22 protein-coding genes are annotated in these 24,089 nt (G+C 40.6%); 2 read left to right on the forward strand and 20 right to left on the reverse strand.

The window, feature by feature from the left end; all coding sequences use genetic code 11:
• Positions 1 to 25: 25 nt before the first annotated feature.
• From LI074_RS06755 to LI074_RS06820, 14 genes are all read right to left on the reverse strand, one after another.
• Positions 26 to 1,324 (reverse strand): protein kinase domain-containing protein, encoded by a 1,299-nt coding sequence (locus LI074_RS06755; protein ID WP_022380814.1) that lies wholly within the window; start codon positions 1,322 to 1,324, stop codon positions 26 to 28.
• Between the two features lie 20 nt (positions 1,325 to 1,344).
• Positions 1,345 to 1,836: a hypothetical protein gene (locus LI074_RS06760; protein WP_022380813.1), complete on the reverse strand. Its 492-nt coding sequence runs from the start codon at positions 1,834 to 1,836 to the stop codon at positions 1,345 to 1,347.
• A gap of 51 nt (positions 1,837 to 1,887) precedes the next feature.
• Positions 1,888 to 4,203 carry a tetratricopeptide repeat protein gene (locus tag LI074_RS06765; protein ID WP_173698018.1) on the reverse strand — a complete coding sequence of 772 codons (2,316 nt, stop codon included), beginning with the start codon at positions 4,201 to 4,203 and terminating at the stop codon, positions 1,888 to 1,890.
• Positions 4,204 to 4,339: 136 nt separating this feature from the next.
• A complete protein-coding gene (locus tag LI074_RS06770; protein ID WP_173698019.1) occupies positions 4,340 to 5,863 on the reverse strand; it encodes a caspase family protein in 1,524 nt (507 codons plus the stop codon).
• A complete protein-coding gene (locus LI074_RS06775; RefSeq protein WP_022380810.1) occupies positions 5,838 to 6,038 on the reverse strand; it encodes a hypothetical protein in 201 nt (66 codons plus the stop codon). The genes LI074_RS06770 and LI074_RS06775 overlap by 26 nt, the downstream gene beginning before the upstream one ends.
• A gap of 60 nt (positions 6,039 to 6,098) precedes the next feature.
• On the reverse strand, positions 6,099 to 6,611 hold the full coding sequence (locus LI074_RS06780) for a hypothetical protein (RefSeq protein WP_022380809.1): 513 nt from the start codon (positions 6,609 to 6,611) through the stop codon (positions 6,099 to 6,101).
• Between the two features lie 513 nt (positions 6,612 to 7,124).
• A complete protein-coding gene (locus tag LI074_RS06785; RefSeq protein ID WP_243872212.1) occupies positions 7,125 to 8,267 on the reverse strand; it encodes a YibE/F family protein in 1,143 nt (380 codons plus the stop codon).
• Positions 8,268 to 8,296: 29 nt separating this feature from the next.
• On the reverse strand, positions 8,297 to 10,000 hold the full coding sequence (locus LI074_RS06790; protein WP_173698020.1) for a fibronectin type III domain-containing protein: 1,704 nt from the start codon (positions 9,998 to 10,000) through the stop codon (positions 8,297 to 8,299).
• A gap of 170 nt (positions 10,001 to 10,170) precedes the next feature.
• Positions 10,171 to 11,664 carry an ATP-binding protein gene (locus LI074_RS06795; protein WP_173698021.1) on the reverse strand — a complete coding sequence of 498 codons (1,494 nt, stop codon included), beginning with the start codon at positions 11,662 to 11,664 and terminating at the stop codon, positions 10,171 to 10,173.
• Between the two features lie 52 nt (positions 11,665 to 11,716).
• Positions 11,717 to 13,087, reverse strand: coding sequence for a vWA domain-containing protein (locus tag LI074_RS06800; protein WP_173698022.1), 1,371 nt, complete (start codon positions 13,085 to 13,087; stop codon positions 11,717 to 11,719).
• Between the two features lie 21 nt (positions 13,088 to 13,108).
• The gene (locus tag LI074_RS06805) at positions 13,109 to 14,194 is read right to left on the reverse strand and encodes a leucine-rich repeat protein (protein ID WP_173698023.1); all 1,086 of its coding nucleotides are present in this window, start codon (positions 14,192 to 14,194) and stop codon (positions 13,109 to 13,111) included.
• 165 nt (positions 14,195 to 14,359) lie between these two features.
• Positions 14,360 to 15,058: a metallophosphoesterase gene (locus tag LI074_RS06810; RefSeq protein ID WP_020437249.1), complete on the reverse strand. Its 699-nt coding sequence runs from the start codon at positions 15,056 to 15,058 to the stop codon at positions 14,360 to 14,362.
• Positions 15,059 to 15,089: 31 nt separating this feature from the next.
• Positions 15,090 to 15,608: a GNAT family N-acetyltransferase gene (locus LI074_RS06815; protein ID WP_020437248.1), complete on the reverse strand. Its 519-nt coding sequence runs from the start codon at positions 15,606 to 15,608 to the stop codon at positions 15,090 to 15,092.
• A 76-nt stretch (positions 15,609 to 15,684) separates the two neighbouring features.
• Positions 15,685 to 15,921, reverse strand: coding sequence for a hypothetical protein (locus tag LI074_RS06820; RefSeq protein WP_020437247.1), 237 nt, complete (start codon positions 15,919 to 15,921; stop codon positions 15,685 to 15,687).
• Between the two features lie 291 nt (positions 15,922 to 16,212).
• Here LI074_RS06820 and LI074_RS06825 point away from each other — a divergent pair, with 291 nt between their 5' ends.
• Together LI074_RS06825 and LI074_RS06830 are read left to right on the forward strand one after the other, a co-directional pair.
• Entirely contained in the window at positions 16,213 to 17,244 is a 1,032-nt protein-coding gene (locus tag LI074_RS06825; protein ID WP_173698024.1) for a 3-deoxy-7-phosphoheptulonate synthase, read from the forward strand.
• 5 nt (positions 17,245 to 17,249) lie between these two features.
• Positions 17,250 to 17,987, forward strand: a complete 738-nt coding sequence (locus LI074_RS06830; RefSeq protein ID WP_173698025.1) for a DUF5714 domain-containing protein — start codon at positions 17,250 to 17,252, stop codon at positions 17,985 to 17,987.
• 75 nt (positions 17,988 to 18,062) lie between these two features.
• Here LI074_RS06830 and LI074_RS06835 read toward each other — a convergent pair whose 3' ends face one another.
• Genes LI074_RS06835 through LI074_RS06860 form a run of 6 tightly spaced genes read right to left on the reverse strand, consistent with a single transcriptional unit; the run spans position 18,063 to position 24,062 of the window.
• Positions 18,063 to 19,235: a DVU_1553 family AMP-dependent CoA ligase gene (locus LI074_RS06835; RefSeq protein ID WP_173698032.1), complete on the reverse strand. Its 1,173-nt coding sequence runs from the start codon at positions 19,233 to 19,235 to the stop codon at positions 18,063 to 18,065.
• A gap of 20 nt (positions 19,236 to 19,255) precedes the next feature.
• Positions 19,256 to 20,581: a radical SAM (seleno)protein TrsS gene (gene trsS / locus LI074_RS06840; protein WP_055059916.1), complete on the reverse strand. Its 1,326-nt coding sequence runs from the start codon at positions 20,579 to 20,581 to the stop codon at positions 19,256 to 19,258.
• Positions 20,578 to 21,009 carry a DVU_1555 family C-GCAxxG-C-C protein gene (locus LI074_RS06845; RefSeq protein WP_022380796.1) on the reverse strand — a complete coding sequence of 144 codons (432 nt, stop codon included), beginning with the start codon at positions 21,007 to 21,009 and terminating at the stop codon, positions 20,578 to 20,580. The genes trsS and LI074_RS06845 overlap by 4 nt, the downstream gene beginning before the upstream one ends.
• 3 nt (positions 21,010 to 21,012) lie before the next feature.
• A complete protein-coding gene (locus LI074_RS06850) occupies positions 21,013 to 21,546 on the reverse strand; it encodes a class I SAM-dependent methyltransferase (protein ID WP_173698026.1) in 534 nt (177 codons plus the stop codon).
• Positions 21,547 to 21,768, reverse strand: a complete 222-nt coding sequence (locus LI074_RS06855; RefSeq protein WP_005427475.1) for a DVU_1557 family redox protein — start codon at positions 21,766 to 21,768, stop codon at positions 21,547 to 21,549. It abuts the gene before it with no gap.
• Positions 21,768 to 24,062 carry a pyridine nucleotide-disulfide oxidoreductase/dicluster-binding protein gene (locus LI074_RS06860; RefSeq protein WP_008708072.1) on the reverse strand — a complete coding sequence of 765 codons (2,295 nt, stop codon included), beginning with the start codon at positions 24,060 to 24,062 and terminating at the stop codon, positions 21,768 to 21,770. The genes LI074_RS06855 and LI074_RS06860 overlap by 1 nt, the downstream gene beginning before the upstream one ends.
• Positions 24,063 to 24,089: the final 27 nt, after the last annotated feature.

Genomic DNA, 24,089 nt, shown 5'->3' on the forward strand with positions numbered 1-24,089 from the left:
CTTCATAAAATTTATCATTCTGTTTTTATACAAATTCTCCTGTTAACTGACCAAAATTTATCTTTGCTCCTTCAACTATTGCAGCAGACCTCTCATGTGCTACCGGAATTTGTGTTCCATCTGCTCGAATATATGTCCAGTTGTCCTGTGTTTTATTTTTTATACCAAGCAAATCCGGATTTTTCGGATTCTCTACTACTTCTCCAACTTCTTCTGACATATCTCTGTTTCCTGTAATATGATGTTTATACAATTTATTACCCTTTTGAAGTAAAACCACGCTCTTACCGGAAACTAATATATGTGGCATCTTCACTGTTTTTTGGCAAGACCAACATATATGCGCAGTATTTTTATTAACTTTATCCATATCATAAAATACTTCCGCCTGACAGTTAGGGCATATCTCAATACCAGATATCAAATTTGCCAAAACATCCAGCCACTCTGCTTCCGTTACACGTTTATTTGCTTCATTAATTCCCACAGTAAAAGATCTTATAAAAAGCTCCTTTAACTGTCGCGGATACAAGTCCCAAAATAATAATGCATTATCCTGGTACCCTCTCACAGGACGATTGGAAGTATCTTTTGGATCAAAAATAAATACTGGATGTTCTCCATATAATCGATTCATAGCCAGATAGTCCATACATTTAATTTCAGCCTCAAGTTTTCCCTCTAAAGGATGATTTAGCATAAACATATAAAACAACAGGACCGCTAACGAAAATAAATCTGTATTTGTAGATGGTTTTGCTTTTCCATTAACAATTTCCGGAGCCATAAAACGCGGAGTTCCATAAATGCCACTTGGCGCACTGTTATAAGAAACGTTGTCGTTATCACAAATCAATACATCTCCTGTATCTGGATCAAAAAAAACATTTCCAAAAGATATATCACGATAGCAATATCCCATATTATGTAAAGCGCGATACCCTTTCGTAAGATTAAATGCAGCTTTACACAAACAACTGAAACTTGGTTCTGCTTTTCGTTTCATCATATCTATAATTCCCTTATAATTCTTCGGTCTAAGGGGCATAATATATCCAAATGGCTTTCCTTCTTTTTCAAAAATTAAATCCTGTGGCCATAAAAAGGATTCATCGGGTTTTCCTTTTATAATCAGATTATCTAAAATATCTTTTTGATTTTTGGTTGCACTTTTAGGAAAATACCATTTTAAAGCATAAGAGATTCCCTTAGCTTCTACTGAATATACTTCTCCTTGTCCGCCAGATCCAAGTAACTGCTTTACAGTATAAACTTCGCCTGCTTCCGATGTTAGTATTGTTCCAGTCTTTAATTGTCCGTCCATATTTTCCCTTCTCCTTCGTTTCAATTTATCATCTTTAATACATGATACACCAAATTTCCATCTGCCACAATCAGACAATAGGTTTTCGTTCCATACTGTAATTCTATAGCATTTTGATAAGGTTTAATCGCCGTCAAGTATCGATGTTGTTTATCGAATCCTTCTGTCTTAGCTTGGAGAATCACACGTTTATTTGTAATATATAAAATCCCCCTGATCTGCTGTGTTTCTGTATACTCAACTGGATGCCCACTTCCCCAAGTTATTCTCGTTCCTTTAAAAAGGCCTGGTGCACTTCCGCCTTTATGTTGATATATTTTCTTTGTTTTATCAATTAAAAGAATCGTTTTATCTATATAGCAACAATATTCTCCTGTTTTAAGAAAAATATTATTTGTATTCAGTCTGGGTAATTGGTTCTGCAAAATAGCCTGTTTTGCCACTTCTGGCAAGATACTTACTGCAATAGATGGTATTTTTCTTTTTTCTAAAAATATATCTAACAGATTCATTTTATCATTCTCTTTATTAATATTCTTCTATAATTTTATCACAAATACAAGTCAATCTTCATCAAAATCTTCCGTTTCGTCTATTTCAACGAGTTCATCTCCGTACCACTCATCTTCAGTCTCGTCTACATCAACAAGTTCATATTCATTCTCATCTAATTGAATGAATTCATCTTTATGCTCTTCTATATCAATCAATTTCTCTTTGCTACTACATGATATTTCTTCTAATTCCAGCATACTTCTTAAATCTGCAATCTTTTCTCGCGCGCTCTCATCACCTTTTGCTTCTGCTTTCTTATACAACTGATACGCCTTACTAACATCCTTGTTCACATAATTTCCCTGTTCATACATTTCTGCCAACAATAATATTGCTTTTACATTTCCCAGTTCGCTTGCCTTATATAAATATTTTAAACCTTCTTTTCTGTTCTTTCTAATTTTAAAATCATAAATTTTACCATTAGGCATCTCAAAATGACACCTTTTTCCCAAATACATTGCTCCTATCGTCAACAGCATTCTACCTGCACGCTCTAAATTTTCCCATTCATCATCTATCGCTAGCAGTTCCTTCCAATATCGATACCCCTTTTGCGTATTTTTTTCTATATATAGACCTTGAATATATGCGCATCCTAAATAAAACTTTACTTCTGCTTCCTCCCCAATTAAAGATCGAACACAAAAAATATTTTCATAATTTATCAATTCATCAAAATATGCAAACCATTTTATAACATTTTCTAAATTACATTCTAACTCAATTAAATTCTCATTCCATTCTACTTTCGCACCAGTTAATAAAATTCCATAAAGATAATAATCCCCATCCCACCTTAAATCTGCCATTTTATTAAATAACACAAAGTAATCTTCATACCCACATAATGAGTCCTTTTTGAACAGAAGCATGAATATATTTCTAGAATAACAATTTTCCTCTGTGTCATAGTTTTTTATCACTGGATACAACAAATATACGCATCTCAATACCTCTGGGAATTGAGGCGCTTCTTCAAATATCTTATATATTCTACACCATAATTCATCATTATATTCAGTCGCTTTGCTAATATCCACTACTTCATCAATTAATTCTACAACTGTTTTATTTTCTTTTATCCATTCCGCAGCTTCATCATCTCCATTTTCTTCTGCCTGTTCATATAATTGCACTGCATGAAAAAAATCTTTTTTTACATACTCACCCTTTTCATACATCTCAGCCAGACAGAATAATGAAAATGCATCTCCATATTCACTCGCTTTCTCTAAGAATTTATATCCTAACTTCAAATTTTTTTGAACTTTGATTTCATATTCTTTAATTCCATCTACCGATACAGTTACCGATTTTCCTATATATGCCCCACCTACACAACGAAGAACTTTTTTAGCATCCTCTATATCGGAATATTCATTTACATTTCGTTTAAGCATGGATTTCCAACACATAGTAGCTTTTTTTATATCTTTTTTTACATATTTTCCCTGCAAATATGCAACACCCAATGCGAATTCCAAATTTTCAATATGAAAATATAATCCTCTAGTTTTTGTAATATTATTCATCTTCTTTAACTTTTCAAAAAAATATGCACACCACTTATATCCTTTTTCCTCATTAAGCTTCACGCTAACTACTCCATCCTTTGAATGTGCACCTTTTAACAAAAAAATTCCATAAATATAATAATCCACATTACATTTCATACTTAGTAATGTATTATACAAATTCATATAATCCTCATATTCACAAATAGATTTTTCATTATATATCGCATAATACATAATATAAGAATATTCTGTTTCTTCCGTATCATAATATTGCTTCAAAACTGGATATAACATATATAATTTTCCTAACACATTGGGATATTGGGATGCATTTTGAAATATCGTCAAAATATCTTGTAGTGCATTTTCAGTATAATGCATATTTTGACTAATCTGAATAATTTTTTCGACTAATTCATTTGCCTCCTTAGAATTAATCGCCGTATTTCTATGAACATACTTTCGAACATTATTATCTTTTTTCAAAATATAGTTTCCATAACTCTCAAACCATATATTTACCGCCCACTCAGCTTCTTGCTCCTGAGTTCTATAATTACTGGTAAGATCCTTTTTAAATCGCAAAAAGCTTTCAAATTCCACACTTTCACATTTTTCTATTTCTTCTACAATTCCATCTTTGTACAATGAAATCAGTAAATGATTCAGCCATTTTTCTTTTGGAAAATAATCACTAATTAAACCTCTAAGTTTTCTCTCATCTTTAATAGCTTCTATATTTTCCTCTAAAAGATTGGAAAATCTATCCTGAAAAATTATCAATTGTTTTTCTTCTTCACACATTTTACACCCAATCATACTTTCTGATATTGCTACTTCAAATCACGTAACTATAAACGTATAAATTATATCATAGCAGTATGCATAACGCACAATTTTTATCTCAATCTTTCACATATTTTATATTTTTTTACAAATCTTAGCCTTCCATCCCCCTCAACCTCTCCAAGTCCTCATAATACCTCCGCACGCAATTCCTGAACACCCATCTGTCCAATCCTTTAAATTCTACATCCTTTCTCAATTCCAGCGCCATATCCAGCACGCAGCCCACCAAATCCTCCACCACACCAAACCAGTCATGCAGTTCATCCGGCGGTACCGGAATTTCTGTCATTTTGTAATATTCCTCATAGACCTGGCGTATCCATGGTTTATATTCCCGCTGAACTTCCTTAATGGTTTTGGTTCTGTTATCAACCTCTTCCAGATCCGCAATAAACTGCTCTGCCATAGATACCGTTTTGCTCAGAAGCTGTTTTGCCTGTTGCCGGAATTGTTCTTCTGAAATATCGGTTTGTTGAAGTTTTCGCACGATTTCATAGGAAGAATCCTGTGAGATCCAGATTCCACCTATAACTTCCGCATTCTTTTCATTCCTGAAATATTTTTTCTGTAATTCGCTATTACAGCACCAGATACCCGTTGCAAAATATCGGTGATTTACCATATCGCTTTCATCATATCCAAAATAGAACCATATAGCATCTGCTGATTTATGGCCATGGATATCTTCCATTTTTTGTGTCGAATACACATCTGCATACTTTACTTCCTGTACCGCTTCTCTCGTAATCGCAGACAACTGCCTGGCATTGCTCTTCTCTTTTACCAGAATAAAAACTGCCAATCGCTTTTCCTTTAGCGTAGACAACGACTCAACAGACTGGATTATATAATCATTTTTCTCAAGATATACCTGCAAAGACTGATACGGTTTATATTCTTCTACCTGAAAAAATATCGTGCCGCCTAAGCTGGCACGATAGATAGGATGCTGGATTCTATCTGGATTTTTCATGTTCCAGATTTTTATAAGCTGTTTCACTTCCTCATTGATATCCGCCAGTGAAACTCTTCCCTGTCGGATTTTTCGATTGACTGTCATAGCGGTAGTTAAAATTCCTGTATATAAGCTATGCGTTCCTCCCACTCCAAGCCAGGACTTTTCATCAGATGCTGAAGATGCCATGACAGCAATCCCATGCCCCGCAAAATCATCTACCGTTTTTTCCATGTCCATTTTCATACTTTGACTCATACGGAAGTCCCCAGAATAACAACAATCCATAATAACGATCTTACTTTTCGCTTTGATCTTTTTGATAAATTCAATGATGCTCTGAATGGAAACTGCTGCATCTGAAAAGCATAATCCTCTGTTATCTCCATGACCTGAAAAATAAAATATAAATCCGTCTTCTCCAGAAACATATTTTGAAATTTCCGCAATATTCCTTGCAAAACTCCTGCTTGTAACTACTCCATCTTCGCCGGAAATCCGTATATTGTCATCCGGGATTTTCAAGCCCTGCATCAATGCTGTCTTCATTAACTCCGAATCCATTTTCCATGATGGAAGGTTTTTTCTTTTACCGATTTCATAAACTCCAACCGGTGCAAGTAATGCATAGAATTTATTTTCCATCTTCACTTTTTCCATACTTTCTGCTTAATTGAATAACTGCATTTAACGCTACTGCCTCGTGATTGGGTTCGTTAAATTCATCTGAAGTATATTCGTGAACATTTCCAAGCTGTTCGTCTGACATCTGCGTTACTTTCTCTACGATATCCCCAATTTTCGCTTTTCGCTCCTGCTTTGTTAATACTCCCATCTTTTTTCTCCTTTCCATTTCCAGGGCATGTTTAAAAATCACTCTCGCAATCTGCACGCCCTAACCCAGAATCGGCTGTCCATATTCATCAAGCATAAAATTAATTGCCATCCGGTCGTATACTTTATGTTCGATAAAAAATTTAATGATCAGATCCCCTTTGTTTGACGGTGAAAAAGCATACTCTGCGCGGGATAGAAGGTCATTTGTTTTATTTATATCAAGTTCCAGAGCAATCGCCAGTGCCAGCACGATATTTTTCCCCGGATGATATGCCGGATTGCTGCGGATTTTTGAAAAAAGCTTTCTATCTAATCCTGCTTTCTTATAAATTTCTGCATCCGTCATGCCGCTATTATCAATATACTGGAACAATTTGTCGTGAAAAGTATCTCCCACTTCATCTATCAGGCTCTTTAAATCCAGACTTTCATTATTCGTCAGTCCCGCATCCTTTGCTAATGATTCACCCGCATCCCACATAAGGTATTGGTCATCATCTCTACAAAGCTCTGTATAATTTTTCACTATGTAAGCATTTAGTTTTGTCTTAAAAGATCTGTCCAATAACATTTCTCATCCTCATCTATCAGTGTTTTATGTATACTTATTATAGCAACAGTGAGATATATCCACAACGTATGATATATAGCATTACCGCTAAATCACCTTTTAAAGGTATTCTCATAATACACCTGTCATATTTTTTGTGGTCTCTTTTTGAGCGACATTTCATTTGCTTACAAAAATTGTACTGCTATTTTCCAATAAAAAACCTCCTCATAAAAATTCCTAAAAATATGTCATTTTAAAGCGCTAAAGCACTAAAATTTTAAATCACATCATGTTATACCAGTACAGCGTTTTCGAAATAATTATACCACTTACAGATGACATCTTTGCTTGCACTCCTCCTGATACAAGTAAGTCCCCTGCTTATTGCTTTTCGCAACCTCCGCAGGGGACTTACTTGATTCGATTAAAATTCATCACTTTTTACAATGACTTATGCATACCCTTGAACAGTAACCGCAAAAGAAAGCCACCCGGAAATCATAGGGTGACCTTCTCATATATGATTCAGCTTTATTTTTTATGAAAAAGAATTGTGCAGATCAGCACAGTAAAAGGTACCGAAAGTACGATCCCAAAACTGCCTGCCAGCCCCTGCATGATCGCAATTCCGATATTATTGGAATTGATGATCTGTTGGTACGGAAGATTATAGGAATAATCAAGAAGAAGAGTACTGACACTGCTTCCTGCAAATGCCAGTATAAGCGTATTGCTGTCCGTTCCCATCATGTCTCTTCCCACACGCAGCCCAGCCTTAAAAAGTTCCTTTCTGGATAAAGACAGATTCTGTCTGTAAATCTCATCAATGGCACTGCTGATGGACATGACAACATCCATAACTGCCCCCAGACAGGAAATCAGAAGGCCGGAGAAAAGCAAACCTCCAACCTGGATACGATTGGTATTCCAGAGAGTCATCAGGGTCTCAATATCCGAAACATTGTATCCGGAAATTCCTGATGCCTTGCTGAAACACCAGGCAGAAACCCCGGCAAGAATAACACCAACAAGGGTTCCAAGTGTTGCAGCACAGGTTTTCCGTGTAGGTCCGCCAATCAGATACATCGTGACCAGTGTAGTGATAAAACATACAAATACAGCAGTCCAGAAGGGGGAATATTTCAGGTACACCAGAGGCAGATATACAAAGATCACACAGAAGAATGTAAAGACAAGTCCCAGACATCCCTTTATCCCCTGCTTTCCACCGATCAGGCAGAGAACCAGCAGGTAGATCAGTGCAAAAATATAGATAACTCCTTCTCTGTCCTGGGTATAAACACTGGCAACTGTAGAATCACCTGCAACACTCTGCATGACAATTACCTTCATCCCCGGTTTGCAGGCAGCGCCAAACAGATATCCTGAGCTACTTGTAATATCCAGCTCTTCCCCCTTTCTCACTCCTGTAAGCATACGGACACGAACCTTCTGCTCACCCACACGGGTTCCGTTTTCCTCCAGATTATCCTGAAGGATTTTCACTACTTTTGCTTTCTCAAATGTCTGTCCTGTCCGGACCACCAGCTCTGTTTTTTCCACCTGATTCAGTTTAATGACAAAAACAGCGAACACACAGACAAATAAAATATAAATAAGATACCGGACCGCTTTTTTTCTGGTAAGCAGCCCGGTAAATTTTATTTTTTTCATACTCATGAAACTATTTGCGAAAGATTATCTTAATTCTCAGAAGCTTCTGCTGCTGCATCTGCGGATGTATCTGCAGCTTCTGCTGTGTCTGAAGCACTGTCTGTGGTGTCTGCAGCAGTGTCTGTATCATCTGAGGAACCGTCTGTAGTATCTGCAGAAGCATCAGCTGCGTCTGCACCAGTCTTTTTAATTGTAAATGTAGAATCAATTGCTTCCGCCTTGCCATCATCTGTAATCTGGTAAGTATCAATCGCAAAGGTATCTGCAGTTAATGTGATTACAGAATAACTTGGAAGCCAGTTCTGGCTGCGGGCTGCCACATAATCCTGCTGAGTGGAAAGAAGCTCATAATATTTGGAACCAGAAGCTGAGTTTGCAGTCATGTAGAGAATTCCCTGTGGATCTGTAACTGTATCTCCGTCAACTTCCTCAATCGTATAGCAGTTATTATCCTCATGGAATGCATCCAGTGCTACCTGTGCATCTGTGTCTCCCTCTTCCGGAGCAAGTGCGATCTGTTCCTGTGTATCTACATTTGTCGCATGATCCCAGTCATAATCTGTTCCGTCTGCATTCAGACTGAACTCATATTTACCATGAGTCTGTCCGTCACCATAAAGCATTTTGGAACGGCTGTATGTATGATCGTGTCCCTGAAGAACCACATCAATATCATTTGCATCAAATACAGGTGTAAGCTGTGTACGAAGGATCATACCGTCTGTGTCAGAGTGGTCAAGACCTGATCCGTAAATATCCTGATGAATGGTTACAATTCTCCATTTTGCATCCGGGTAAGCTTTGACAGCTTCTTCAATTGTTTTCTGATGCTCTGCCACATTGTAATTATTGGTATTCAGAACAATGAAAAGACCCTCTCCATAGCTGTAGTAGTAATCACCACCTGCCTGAGTTTTACCATTTTCTGTATTATTCGGGTTATTGAAATGATACATATAATCCTCATTCAGAGAATCATGGTTACCAATTGTAGTTGCCACTGCAAGTCCCTTCAGAGCATCTGCGCTTAAATAAGAAGCATATTCTTCCTCTTTTGCTTCACCGGTTTTGTTAACCTGGTCACCTGCAGAAATCACAAAGTTGATATCCGGATTCTGCTCAAGCGCTGTATTGAGAGTACGGTTCCATGAAAATCCGTCATTTTCTGCTGCTTTATTGGCTGCACCGGACTCATTGGTAAGCTCTGCTCCATTCTGTGTCTGACCTTTGGAAGCACCGATCTGCGGGTCACCTACATAGAGGATTTTTACTGAATCTGTACCCTGTGTTTTGTACTCAGATACCTCTGTCTGCTCACCATTTTTCTCAACTGTATAATAATAAGTTGTGTTCGGCTCCAGACCTGTAACTGTTACATGATTATATTCATATGCTTTGTCTCCTGTAAAGCTCTGGTCTACATCACCGGCAGTTCCTTCAAAGGTTTCAAGATTGTCCTTGTCTGTTCCGAAATGAACTACAGGTGTTGCATCGCTGTCACCTTTTTCACTGTACCATGCAAAGTTCAGCTGTGTATCATCAGCACCAGGTGTTAAAGATACCTTTGTAAAATCAGCTGCTGTTGTTTCCCAGGCTGCATCCCAGTCAGACCATCCGGAATCAGCACCAACCACGCTGCTGTCTGTATAATGCTCTGTAGATGCATATGCTGCCGGACAAACCATAGTCACTGAAAGAGCTGTCAAAAGACCTGCAATTAGTTTTCTTCTCATAATAATAATAGACTCCTTTTTACTCAAAAAATATTATTTTTTTGTTGACAAGTGGAGTATATCACCTGAATTTTCAAAAAACAATCAGGTTTGCTTATGTTTGACAGACATTTACACTTTCCTTAACAAAAGCAGATATTTGTTAAGTTTCATACATCCCAGAGAAACAATCATTTTAATACAGAAGGGAAGTTGTTCCCCTGCTCCAGTTCTTCCATCTGTCCCAGAATCTGCTTCTGACGATTGTCAAAAAGCAGACCTTTATTGTGACGATAATACTGATCCGAACCATTCTCACGGATAAACCAGAGACTGTAATAATTGGCATTCAGTTCCGTGATAAAGGCTACCATTTCCTGGCTGTCGCCAAAGGCCGCTTCCATAAAATCAAAAACATTCTGAAGTGTCTGGGAAATATATTCTGTCTGAGTTTCAAGGCTGTCAGCCACCTCTGCAAAAGCTGTTTTTGCCTTCTCATAAGTAGCCTTTTCTGAAATTTCATTTTCAAAGAAATTCACTGTACGGATAAATACTTTTTCTTCATTTTTAGTGAGAAGCTCAGATTTTTTTGCAGTATGAAAATCATTTTCTGCCTTTTTATAAATAGATTCCAGCGTCATTTCCGGAAGGTTATCTCTGTATTCTGTCATGTAACCATAGAGCTTTGTCACATAGGCATCCATAAAATAACAGTCTGCAAATAACTGGCTAAGCTTTCCGTTCAACAAACCAACAATACTCAGATGCTCATCCAGTGAAGCATTGCGGATCTTACCCAGAGTGATCGGTGTCCATTTACCCTGAAGCAGATCCTCCACTGCATAGTCTGTCTTATACTTATTGTATAATGCCAGATATGCGGCAAAATCTTTTGCGATCATTGGATGCTGGATATACTGATATACCACCTCTCTGTCCACTTCTTTATCCAGTGTTTCATATACCTGTATCAGCCTGGAAAGATCTTCCCAGCCTCTGGCGGTGGCAAAAATACGACCGTCTACTGTGTTCTCCATTCTGTAGAAATTCTTTCTGCGAAGCTCCAGATAAGAGATCACAGCAGGATGGATTCCCTGCTCATAGGCATATTCTTTCCATACTTCAAAATCCGGCTGCACATCGATTCTCTTGATTCTGTCAAGGGTTACTACGTCAAATTCGCGGACAGATTTATTGTATTCCGGCGGGTTTCCTGCTGTCACGATCACCCATCCCTCCGGTACTTTCTGATTGCCAAATGTCTTTCCCTGAAGAAACTGCAGCATCATAGGCGCCAAGGTCTCTGATACGCAGTTAATCTCATCAATAAAAAGAATTCCTTCTCTGAAACCTGTTTTTTCCATCTTTTCATAGACAGAGGCAATAATCTCACTCATAGTATATTCTGTGACAGAAAAAGTCTCCTGACCAAAAGTTTTCTCTTTGATAAACGGCAGTCCTACTGCACTCTGACGGGTGTGATGTGTGATAGTATAAGATACCAGACCTACCTTACATTCCCTGGCGATCTGTTCCATAATCTGCGTCTTTCCAATACCCGGTGCCCCCATAAGGAGAATCGGTCTCTGGCGTATGGCAGGGATCAGATATTCTCCAAATTCATCCTTCGCAAGGTATGCTTCTATTGAGTCCTTTATCTCCTGTTTTGCTCGCTTTATATCCATAATGTAAATCCTTTCCTGCTGAACACTTCTTACTTTTACTCAGCTTTTTATTTCATTGCCTGTCTGACTTATCAAAATCATCCTCATCCAGGATCAGTTTCATAGCCCATACCGGCACATCCACATCTCTATAATTATCCTGCATAAACACAAATGCAGTCTTATATGATGGCATTTTCTTCGGGTAAATTCCGAATCCGTCTGTAAAATAGATCATCCCTTTCAGGTTATGAAATTCATGCTGTTCCAGCAGTTTGTCCACCCATTCAAATGCAGGCCTGAAATCTGTTCCGCCATCTCCATACAGTTCCAGATGTTCCATATAGTCTTTCATTTCTTTCCGGGAGGTAATCCTTTTATCTGTGTGGACTTTCTCATCACACTGAATGATGTGCACATTGATTTTTGTAAAAAAGCTCTCACTCTCACTAAGTACACCGTAGGTTTCCTCCAGAAACTTTCTCACCAGTTCTCCTGAACAAGACATGGAGGTATCGATAATGATCACGAACTCCTCTATCTTCTTAACTTCTTTGGATTCCAATGGTTCGATCAACGGCATATTTCCATAAAGGCGCAGACCATAGGTATAGAAATTGTAATCAAAACTGTCATCATCCACTGCAAGTTCTTCGTGAAAAACTGCAAATTTCCGCAGGAATTCTCTGTAATCGTATCGTCTTCTGTTCTCTGTTTTTATCTGCTCCAGGAAATTTCCATCCCGCTCACCTGCCTCCTGTGAAAAGGTTTCCAGGTCTGTCTCGATTCCATCATTAATCTCCCCCCATTTGCGGCTGAGCATGGGATTCGTTTTCTGATCCGATTTCTTACTTTCCCAGTATCTGTGGTCATCTGTGCGAAATTCCTGTTCCAGATTTGTAAGATCCTTTTCGTTCAGATTCCATTCTGACAATATTTTATATACTCTCTGTGCGTTGAGGGTTTTTCCCTCTTTTTCAAGGAGACGGTAGGTTTCCCTTCGCAGAAGACTGCGTGAGAAACGGATACTCCGATAGTTCATCCCATCTATCATATGCTCCACTGCAATGTCACAACTCAGATCACGCATACGTTCCTGGATTGTGATTCCATCGTCAGCCCTCTTCTTACCTTCTGTACCGCTCCATGCAAAATGCCGGAAAATACAGTGGAATACCATATGCAGATATCCTCTGTTCACCAGAATCCTGTTCTCTCTATATAAGCCTCCCAGCATCTGCGGCTGGAAATACATCACTCTTCCATCCGTTCCAAATCCATGGACCTGACCATCCATCTGATAAGAAAAACTGCTCAGCGCCACATCCAAAAACCGCATTCCCAGATATAATTCATCCCGCGCAACCCTGAGAATACTGCTGCCGATTTCCTGCAAACGCTCTGCTCTTTCTGCTATTTCCTGTATTTTATCCTCTGGCTGCATTATTATTTTCCTCTATATCTATCACAGTTCAAACCTCTTTTTTCTTAGTATAGTTCTTCTATTCAAAGATTTTTCTGTAGTTTGTGATTGTTCATTTTTCCCCTGCTCTGTCCTGTCAGCTTCCTGACTATTTTGCAACTTATCCACATCTATACGTTCACTTCCTGCCGTATTATCCACCAGATTTGCTCTTTCATTCATCAAAAATGCGGATACTTCCGTTTCTTTTCTCTTAGATGCACAATCCAACGCAGAATCAATTCCCTCCAGTGTCCAGAGTTTTTGCGAGGATATCACTTCCAATCTGTGCATATCCTCCTGCTTTACCAGATATTCTGCAATATCTCCTAGATTCTTACGGATATATTCCCTGTAATTCTCCCTGGCTTTCTCGGTCAGTTCATAAGGAAACTCCAGTCTGCCAAATGACATATCAACCAGAACTTCCAGCTTATCCATGGCTACCGCCATTTCAAAAAGCCTGTCATATTCCTGATAATTCAGCTCCTTATCATAAAAACACTGCCTGTAATTACTGCCTGATCCATGATATTCCGTATACAAAATACGCGCCGGAGTGTTCTCAACCGCCTCATCATAATGCTCCGGAAATACAAGTCTGGCTTCTTCATACTCATAAAGAAAGTTTACATCTATCCTCTGCCACATCTCGCCCAGCATTTCCTTAACGCCTGACTTCTTTCCCTGTCTCATATGAACAGTCAGCTTCTCCAATGCATGGCAGCCTGTAAATGCACCACAGCCTATCTGCATCAGGCTGTCAGAAAACTCCAGCTTTTTCAGATTTCCGCAGCCATAAAAAATATATCGTCCAATCTCTTTTAAAGTGTAAGGAAAAACAATCTCCTCCACATCATTTCCTGCCAGAACATGCTCTTCTCTGCCAAACCCAAGACCATCTGACACTTCCCACAGGCTGGCATTTTTCAGTTCTTCTTTCTCATCCATATGACTGGAAAATGCATACGGTGCCGCACTGATCACCAATTTGCCATCTATCATTCCCGGAATCTCAACTCTGCCCTCTATTCCAAAACACCGCAGAATTTCAATCCCGCCAGATTTCTCTCTGTAGTAAATCTTCATTTTCTCATTTCTCCCCGAAGATATTTTCTCTCAAAGCACATAAAATCATCCCTGAAAAGTATAATACTTCCCAGGGATTTTTTCTATACTACTGATGCTTAATATTAAACAGATATTCGCACTCCACTACCCACCTATAATCGAATACCGATATAAAGATTACCATTAGCGTAATACTGGCTCCGGTTTAAAATTCAGATAATCTCCTGATACCAGCTTGTACTCTATTCCATCCACATAGCCTTTAAAGCTGTCATCATACCGCTTCTCTCCATGACAGTGAGAATAGATTACCTTCTCGGCGCCAAATTCCTGTGCCATCAGGGTAAACGGACTCTCCATCTCTCCAATACTTGTAGGTGGATAATGAAGAAACATGATAAACTTCTCATATCCTGCTGCCTTCGCCGCTTCAAAAGAGCAGCGCAGCCGCCCCAACTCCCGCTCTCGGATCTTCAGAAAATGCTCATAGCTGTCTTTTCCTTCATAACAGTAGCCTTTGGTTCCCACCAGTGCATAATCCTCATATGTATAAAAATTATTCTGCAAAAATTCCAGCTTTCCTCTGAACATCTCATTCAGATTTTCTGTTTTCTTCGCATCCCAGAACATATCGTGATTTCCCCGAAGCAGAATCTTCCTGCCCGGCAGAGCCATAATAAAATCCAGATCCGCCTGACACTCTGCAAGATCTCTCCCCCAGGAATGATCTCCTGTTATCACTACTGTATCATTCTCTGTTACTCTCTTCTTCCAGTACTTCTCAATCTTAACCACATGGTTCTTCCATCTTTTATCAAATACATCCATAGGTTTATTGACTGTAAACGAAAGATGAAAATCACCGATTGCGTATAGGCTCATTGTACACTCTCCTGTCTGTTCTGCTCGTTAATTATCTTCCAATCTCGATGCTCATGGCATGCCAGGCTTCTCCGCCCCAGGTGGAGTTTGCCTGACCCAGATCTGTAAAGCCGAATTTCTCATACATCTTCACTTTTTCATCCAGACAGGTGAGGAAAAGTTTCTTTCGTCCTTTTTGTGCTTCCTTCTGGCAGTATCGGGATACCAGTTCACGTCCCAGTCCCTGCATACGATATTCCGGACGGACATCCAGACCCAGAAGCATGATATTTTTGCCTTCAGGATTACTCAGGGAAATATCTGTGAAGAATTCGTCTCTGAAAGCCTCCTCATCTGTAGGAACTCCATTAAGAAATGCAGCCAGCTTTCCGGTTTCCTTATCCTCAGCTACCAGAAATGTTTCTGCTGTTGCTTTTATTCTCTCTGTCAGACTTTTCGGGGAACATGCCTCATTTGGCGGGAAACAGATCTGCTCGATCTCTATCGCCTGCTGTGTCTCCTCCGGTCTGATACATCTGAATTCAAATCTATCCATATTGTTTGTACTCATTTTATTATCCTTCTCCTGTTATCTTGTTATTTCCTGCATATTCGGGATCTGCAAGTTTCCCATATAGTTGTTTTATCTACATCGGGCAGCTTCTCTTTGATTTCTCATCCAAATCTTCCCGTACGTAGTGTGCATTAAACTCCATGTTAATGTCGCGGATTTCCTTTGTACCATCAATATATTCCTGATACATCTCTGTCAGTCCCGCCATACAGCCATCACAGCTTGCAGAAATATTCCCAAAAGATTCCTCCACAATCTGTTTTCTTTCTTCTCTGGTTGTGTCCTTTATCAAAATACTCTTAATCTCCATAACCTTCACCCCGACTTTCTTTGGTATTCTTTTGATATTTCTTTCCTTATATCTTTTATTTGATTGTAACATCTGAAAGCATTTTTGTGAAGCTAAGAAACAGGCATAAAAAACGGTCTGATTACATTCTCTCAAAATATGTCAGTTTAAAGTGTTAAAGTACTGGAATTTTAGATAACACCATGTTATACTTGTAAAGGAAAATGTGCAGGCAGTCCGGTCAGGTATAAAATATTCCTGAGTTCCGGCATTATCAAAGACCTGCATGTACTTATATGGAGGAAACAGATCATGTCTATGAAAATCAATCACGAGCTCCCTTTACCGGAGGTTCTGAAATCTCAGTACCCTCTCAGCCAGGAACTCAAAGAAGTAAAAAAACAGCGCGATGAAGAAATACGCCGTATCTTCACCGGTGAATCAGATAAATTTATCGTCCTTGTAGGACCTTGTTCCGCTGATAACGAAGATACAGTCTGCGAATATGTACGCAAACTGAAAACAGTGGCAGATAAAGTCTCTGACAAACTGATGATCATCCCGCGAGTCTATACAAATAAGCCCCGTACCACAGGTGACGGTTACAAAGGAATGCTTCATCAGCCAGATCCAGATAAGGCTCCTGACCTTCTTGCCGGAATTATTGCTATCCGCAAGATGCACATGAGAGTTATGCAGGAGACAGGACTCTCTTCTGCAGATGAGATGCTTTATCCTGAAAACCGCAGCTATCTGGATGATATTCTCTCCTACGAAGCTGTAGGTGCACGTTCTGTGGAGAACCAGCAGCATCGTCTCACTGCCAGCGGCATGGATATTCCTGTCGGTATGAAGAATCCTACCAGCGGTGATCTCTCTGTTATGCTGAATTCCGTCACTGCTGCACAGCATCCACATCACTTCATCTACAGAGGAAATGATGTGGAAACTTCAGGAAATGATCTGGCACACACTATTCTCAGAGGTGGTGTAAACCAGTACGGACAGACTATTCCTAACTACCACTATGAAGATCTGATGCGCCTGTCTGCTCTGTATGCCAAAAAAGATCTTAAGAACCCTGCCATCATCATAGATGCCAACCACTCTAATTCCAATAAACAATACAAAGAGCAGATCCGAATTGTCTCAGAAGTACTTCACAGTCGTAATTATAATCCGGAACTTAAAAAGCTGGTAAAAGGTGTTATGATTGAAAGCTACCTTCTGGAGGGCCGTCAGGATATCAGTGATCATATGACTCCTGGCTGTTCCATCACAGATCCCTGCCTCGGATGGGAAGATACAGAACGGCTTATCTATGATATTGCTGAGAAATGCTGATTTTTATGGATAATACAAATAATTCCTGCTGTTGTGGAGAGACAGAACATTTTTCAGGCTGCCTGATCTGTGGAGCACCGGTCACATACAGCGTCGAAAGTTCTGTGAAAACCTGCAGCATCTGCCACAAAGAGCAGCTGACAAATGCTGTCTGTGAAAATGGCCATTTTGTCTGTGATGCCTGTCACAGCTATGGTACTTATATACCGGTGAGCACAGCCCTCAGAAGCAGCACAGAGAAGGATCCCCTGCTGCTTCTGGAAGAGATCATGGACCTTCCTTCTGTCCACATGCATGGACCTGAACATCATGCCATTGTTCCCAGTGTTCTTCTGACTGCACTTCGCAATAATGGAGAGCGTATGAATTACGATACCGCATTATCTGAAATCTGTAAAAGAGCGAAGCAGGTTCCCGGTGGTACCTGCGGTTACTGGGGAGTGTGTGGTGCAGCAGCAGGTGCCGGAATCTTTATGTCCGTTATGACCGGATCCGGTCCCCTCCATAAGGATGCATGGCCCTTTCCTCAGAAGCTTGTCTCTGTTATTTTATCCAAACTGGCTGATGTTGGTGGTCCGCGCTGCTGTAAACGCACCAGCAGAATTGCTATTGAAGAAGCGATCAGGTTTTACAGGCAGTTCAGCTCTGTAAAGATTCCGCTGTCTTCTGTACTATGTAAATATTTTGAAGATAATAAAGAATGTATCAGAGAGGACTGTCCGTATTATCCTGTGAACAAATAACTATTCATAAAATAAAAAACAGAACGAAATCCGACTGATAGTCAATGGGTTTCGTTCTGTTTTCTAATAGTTTCTCTATAAAATAATACGTTTCGCAGGATACAATGCCCTATCGCTCCATTCTGCTTTTCTGCAGTCCAAAGAAATAATATTCTTCTCTGCGCAGACATTTCTGATCAGTTCTTCTCCGTTATCTGATATAAAAAGTGCTGTGATTTCTTTTTTCCCTCCAACACTCCTTACACAGTAATCTACCAGTTCCGGAAACTGAAACAGTAATTCATCCATTTCTCTCATACTTTTGGACTGGTCGATGCGCCTTACAAAATCCAGACGCCTTACCTCACTTCCGCAGATACATTTTCCGGGGATGATACGTGTATGATCGCCGGTCCTGTATCTGATCAGAGGCTGTGCCTCCATCCCAATGGTTGTGATCACCAGTTCTCCCCATTGACCGTCAGGCAGAACATTTCCCTCTTTATCTATGATCTCTGTGATACAATGATTCTCCCTCATGTGCATGCCCTCATGAGCCTGACAGCAAATCGCACCCCCAAGCCCCATCTCTCTGGAACCATAATGAGGCCAGAGTGGTGTTCCCAAAATTTTTTCTATTGCTTTCATTACTGTTTCCGGACAGGCATCCCCTGATATCAGTGCTCTCTTTATACTGCCTTTTCCACACATTCTGAGCATGGAAAGCAGTGCTGTCGGCATACCTACATAAGTATCCGGCCGCTCCTCTTCCAGAATTGTTTTTAACTCACCATAGGTTTTATTGTTCCCGGTTAAAAGGGGGTGTGCTCCTATACGTCTGATTGCTTCTGCGATCAGCTCTCCCAGTCCAGAAGGACCTGAAAACGGCATGGCAACCATAGTCCTGCTTCCCGGATAAATAAACTCACCAAGTCCGGCCATAAAAAGTTCTATGGTATGTTCACAATCTCCTTCTGTATAAAATACACGTTTACCTGCACCTGTTGTTCCGCTTGTCTGTTCTGAAATGATCCTCTGTATTTCTCCCTGAGAGCACAGTAACATCCTGCCCCCTTTCTGAGCAAGGTCGGATTCCGTTGTAAAGGGAAGGGGTTTCAGATCATCAAGGCTTTCCAGCCCTTCCGGCAGATCTCTATAAAATCCCTGCCTTTCTTTTTCTCTTTTCAGAACAGCATTCAGTTTATCCAACTGTATTTTGTTTATTGTTTCCCTTGTAATATCTGTAATTTTTTCCTGCCTACAGATCATTGCATCTATATTGGATCGTTTCACTTTCTGTATAAATATGTTCCTTTCAGATTAGTCAGATTATATGCACAGAACGGTACCATTCCGTGATCAGGATCCACTTCACAGATATAACAGCGTTTCAGACGGTCAAGATCCAGATTCCAGGCATCCTGAAAGATCATACCTGATACTGCAAAGGTTTCATTATGTATCCGGATCAGAAACTCATCTAGCGCATCTGTCTGTGTCATTTCTCCCTCATCATAGGTTTTTGTACTGTAGCTCCACTGATTTTCCACATACTGCCTGGAATCATCACTGGTAGTACAGCAGCATCCTTTTCCTGATTTTTTTTCAAGAAGCTTCAGTTCCCGCTCTCCTTTTCTCAGATAACTTGCATGAAAGGAGCAGTAGGGATTCTCTGCGCCGCCGCCTGCAAAATCCTCAATTTTCATCAGTCCCTCTGTCTGTTCTTCAATAAGCCTCAGCATCTTTGGTATGGTGATGGGATTTTGGGGGCGCTTCTGGGAACATCTGCCAAAATAACTGATAGGCTGAAAATGTACGCCACGAACAAAGGGCATATGATCCAGACCAAATTTCAGAATATCCCCTACCTGCATATCATTTACTCCCGGCGCAATGACCGGCACAAGAGCAATACCAAGCTCTGCTTCTGAGCAGTTTAAGACCGCCTTTTTCTTCAGTTCCATCATAGCCTGTCCACGTAAAGTCTCATAAACCTGATCTGTCACACCGTCAAACTGAAGAAATACTGTATTCAGTCCTGCTTTTTTCAGCTTTCCGGCATACCCCTCCTCCCTGGCAAGCCGGATTCCATTGGTATTTAACTGAAAAAATGTAAATCCTTTTTCTCTTCCCATATGTATGATTTCAGGCAGATCGTCCCTCATGGTTGGTTCTCCTCCTGAAAGCTGTATATTAAAGGGACCTCCGTGAGCCATCAGAAAATCATACTGTTTTTCTATTTCACAGATGGGAATATCTCCCTTTTCCCTGTCTTCTCCTGCTGAAGCAAAGCAGACAGGACAATGCATATTACAGCGTTTTGTAACTTCCAGGATCATACAGCAGCCTTTTCTTTCATGTTCCTCACAGAGTCCGCAATTATCCGGACAGGATTTTTCTTTAACCTTCGGATTTACAGGCGTTTCTGCTGAGAGATTTTCTCTTCCCCAGGAAAGATAATCTGCTGCATTTCCTTCCCAGATCAGGGTCTGAAATTTTCCATGAGCATTGCATTCCTTTACCAGATAGATCCCGTCTTCACCGATACCTTTTATGGCAGGAACTACCTTCATACATTCCGGACAGACACTCTTTGTTTTGCCGATGGTGATCAAAGCTCCAGTACCTCCCGCTCTGTCAGAATTTCCATAACTTTTGTATAAGTATCTGCAATAAGTCCAGGACATTTCTCCATGATCACACCCCAGTCCAGATGAGTGATATCCTTACAGTAAAAAGCTCCGAATTCTTCCTCTGTCTTCTGGCGGAACCACTGATATAATTCCTGTACAGCCGGTTTCATCTGTGCATCTTCCTTCTCCTCAGGAGCCAGATTTCCGAGAAAATATCCGATGGCACAGGCACTTCCTGTCAGACATCCGCAGGTATCTCCACAGTAACCGATTCCTCCGCCAAGGCCTCCCATTGCCTTTACAAGCTGTGGATTTTCCTCTCCTATGGTTTCCAGAGTCATGATCATAATGATCTGTGAACAATGATATCCCATGCTGCCTAATTCCATTATTCTTTCGTAAAGATCCATACATTACTCCTTTCTGCCAACCACCATGGTATAGCCTATTTTTCTGCCTTTGTATTCTTTCTGCAGAAGCTTATGATCCTCGCAGCAGAATGAATCATTCCAGATTGCTTCCAGATAATATTCTCTCCAGAGAGCAGTCTGATCCTCCTGACAGAGAATCGTAAACCCTGTTTCTTTCACAATTTCCAGAAGATTGCCCGGATCCAGATCTGACAGCAAAAGAAATCCTCCCTTTTTCAGTACACGCCAGCATTCAGAGACTGCCTTTTTCTGATCTCTGCTGACAAAAAATGCACACTGGCTGATACAGAGATCCATACTGTCTGCTGCATACTGAAGGGTCAGAAAATCTCCCTGCTGCACCTCACTGCTTCGCGGAGCAAGATCCACACCCTGCACATTCAGACCAAATGCTTTCATGATCCGCACGGTCTCTCCCTCTCCTGCTCCCAGATCCAGAGCTTTCATTCCTTTTTTCAATTCTATTCTTTTCAGAAGATGAATTGTCTGCTCTTCCCCTCCGGGGTGTCTGTTCATCTATTTATCCTCCAGTGCACGTTCCACTGCCAAAACCTTTCCAAGAGCCAGCTCTTCCGGAACATAGACAAAGCCACATTTGGGACAGACCGGCATCTCAACAGGAAAACCGTTCTCCAGATACATAAATTTTGCTTTTCCCTTTACAAGAGGAACCTTGCATTTCATGCAGGTCAGCTTTCCCTCAGGATCAATGGTATAATATGTTCTCTCTACTGCCATTACTGTCCCACCCTTTTCATAATATTCATTCTATGACTGTATGCTCTGCGTACCAGATACCCTTCTTCTGTTTCCACAAATCTCACCCAGAATGTAACATTTCCAAGTCTGCTCCTTGTCACCAGTTCTTTTGTCTCTTCATCAAAGATCGCTTCCTGATTTTCTCTGTAATCTGATAATACACGCTCCACATCGCTTTTCAGGATCATACGTTCATCCATCATACTGATGGCATCTTCTGTATATGCAACGGTATAATCTTTTTTCTCCATCATCAGTTCCTCATTCCATATATTTTTTAAAAGCTTCTCTTTTAGCTCAAGCCGGTTGTAGCGTTTCTCACTGATATCCGGCATATTGGCGGCATTTATACCATACAGAAGTTCCAGGATATGTCTGGATTCCCTGCCTTCCCTGACAAATCGGTCCCTGCATGCCATGCAGTACGTTATATATGGGGAATCGGATCGTTCCAGACACTTTTCTGTCATTTTATCTGCCATCTCTTTATTAGCGTAGGCAGTCAGTCCGCCGTATCCGCAGCAGGGAGACAGATCTCTGGAATATTCTGTATTTACAACAGTGCACCCCATATCTGCAAGAAGCTCTCTTATTGTATCCTGTGTCTGTGTATCTCCCCTGGCACCGCAGGCATCATGTATTGCAACAGGTATCTCCAGTCCTTTTGCCTGTCCGGGAAGTCCGATTTCCTTTAAGATCTCCCAGATTCCTGTGACTTTGGCGCCAAGACTCTCTTTTAACTGTTTCATACAGCTTGGACAGCCTGCTATAATCATAGGATCTCCCAGTTTTGCAAGCTCCTGCTTCAGCTGTTCATTTACCTTTTCTGTCATTTCATAGCGTCCTGCCCATTCACTGATAGCACCACAGCATCCCAGCATCAGAGCAACACCGCCCTCTGTCCTCCTGCACAGATCCTCATATGCCTCTGTGACAACATCCGGCGCTATAGCTCCTGCCTGACATCCTGGGAAAAATACATATCTGCAGGTTTCATATCCCGGCTGAGGTCTGCATAAGAAAGCCTCCGAATTGGAGAACAGCATATCCATCAGTGCAAATTCATGAGGTGCCAGAGGCATTTTGTCTGTAGATACCATGTTTTCTCTTGCAGATTTGCAGACCTGGCTCATATCAAACCCATTTGGACAGGTTACAGTACACTGTCCGCAGAGTGAACAGGAATTCATCGGTTTATTCATCTGGTGATCTCCCATAATGATCTGGGTATTATTATAAATCTCACGTGCAAGAAGACCCGGATGCTTTTTATATTCCCTTAAATAGACACAGCTTTTCATACACTCATCACAGTGACACTGAATGCATCGCTTTGCTTCCTCAACAGCTTCTTCTTTTGAATATCCATCTGTGCTGCAGGGAATCTTTTTGGAGCCTTTCATCCCGTCCATATTTGTATAGAGCCTGGTGGTAACTGCTCCTTCACTGCCTCTGTTGCTGTGGGGCGAAAGATTCTGTACAAGGAGGTCTACAGTCAGGGCAGCTCTCTTTGCAGCAAAAGCTGCATCCATCACAGACCGGACCGGACCGCTGACAATTCCCGCCTGTTCTCTCAGCATGATCTCTGCGTCTGCTGTTTCCTCTGGAGCCAGCTTTTTGGCCACCTCCTCTGAAGCACAGACCACATCTGCCTCCTTCATTTTCGCTCTGATAAACGGAAGGTCAAGACTGCATCCGAATTCAAAGGAAAGGTCCATGGAACTGAGACGTTTTACCTCATTTTTGCGATCTGATTCCAAAAGCTCCGGAGCTGCTGCTGCAATATAGGCTTCATAATCTTTCTCCTGACAGTAAATGGTTGCAGGATACATCTTCTTTTCCAGTTCCCCTGCAAGAAACAGCGGGAACAATCCTGAGCCAAAGATCACAGCCTTTTTTTTCTTTCTGATACGAAATACACTGCTCCGTTTTCCAGGTTCCCCATATCGTACAATGGCACGCTCTACTTCACGTATGGATATGCCATCACCCAGCTCACAGAGTCTGCATTTTTCCTCACATGGTGCAGTACATCCGTTACAGAGGATCATGGGAAATGGTGTGATCTTTTCATAGATAGCCAGAGCTTTCTTAAAGTTTCCTTTTGCAGCATAAAACAGCATTTCTTTTGTATCTGCTTTGAAAGGACAGGCTGCAACACAGTACGCCGGCTGTTCATGAACACAGAGGCTGATCATATGATCCATCTCTTCCTTTGACATTCGATTTACGTGATAAACATGAGTGGAACCTCTTTCCTGTATATATGTCATAACCCGATACTCCTTTCATTTCCAAAG

The sequence above is a fragment of the Blautia sp. MSK18_10 genome (genome assembly GCF_020553185.1).
Classification (GTDB): Bacteria; Bacillota; Clostridia; order Lachnospirales; family Lachnospiraceae; genus Blautia_A; species Blautia_A wexlerae.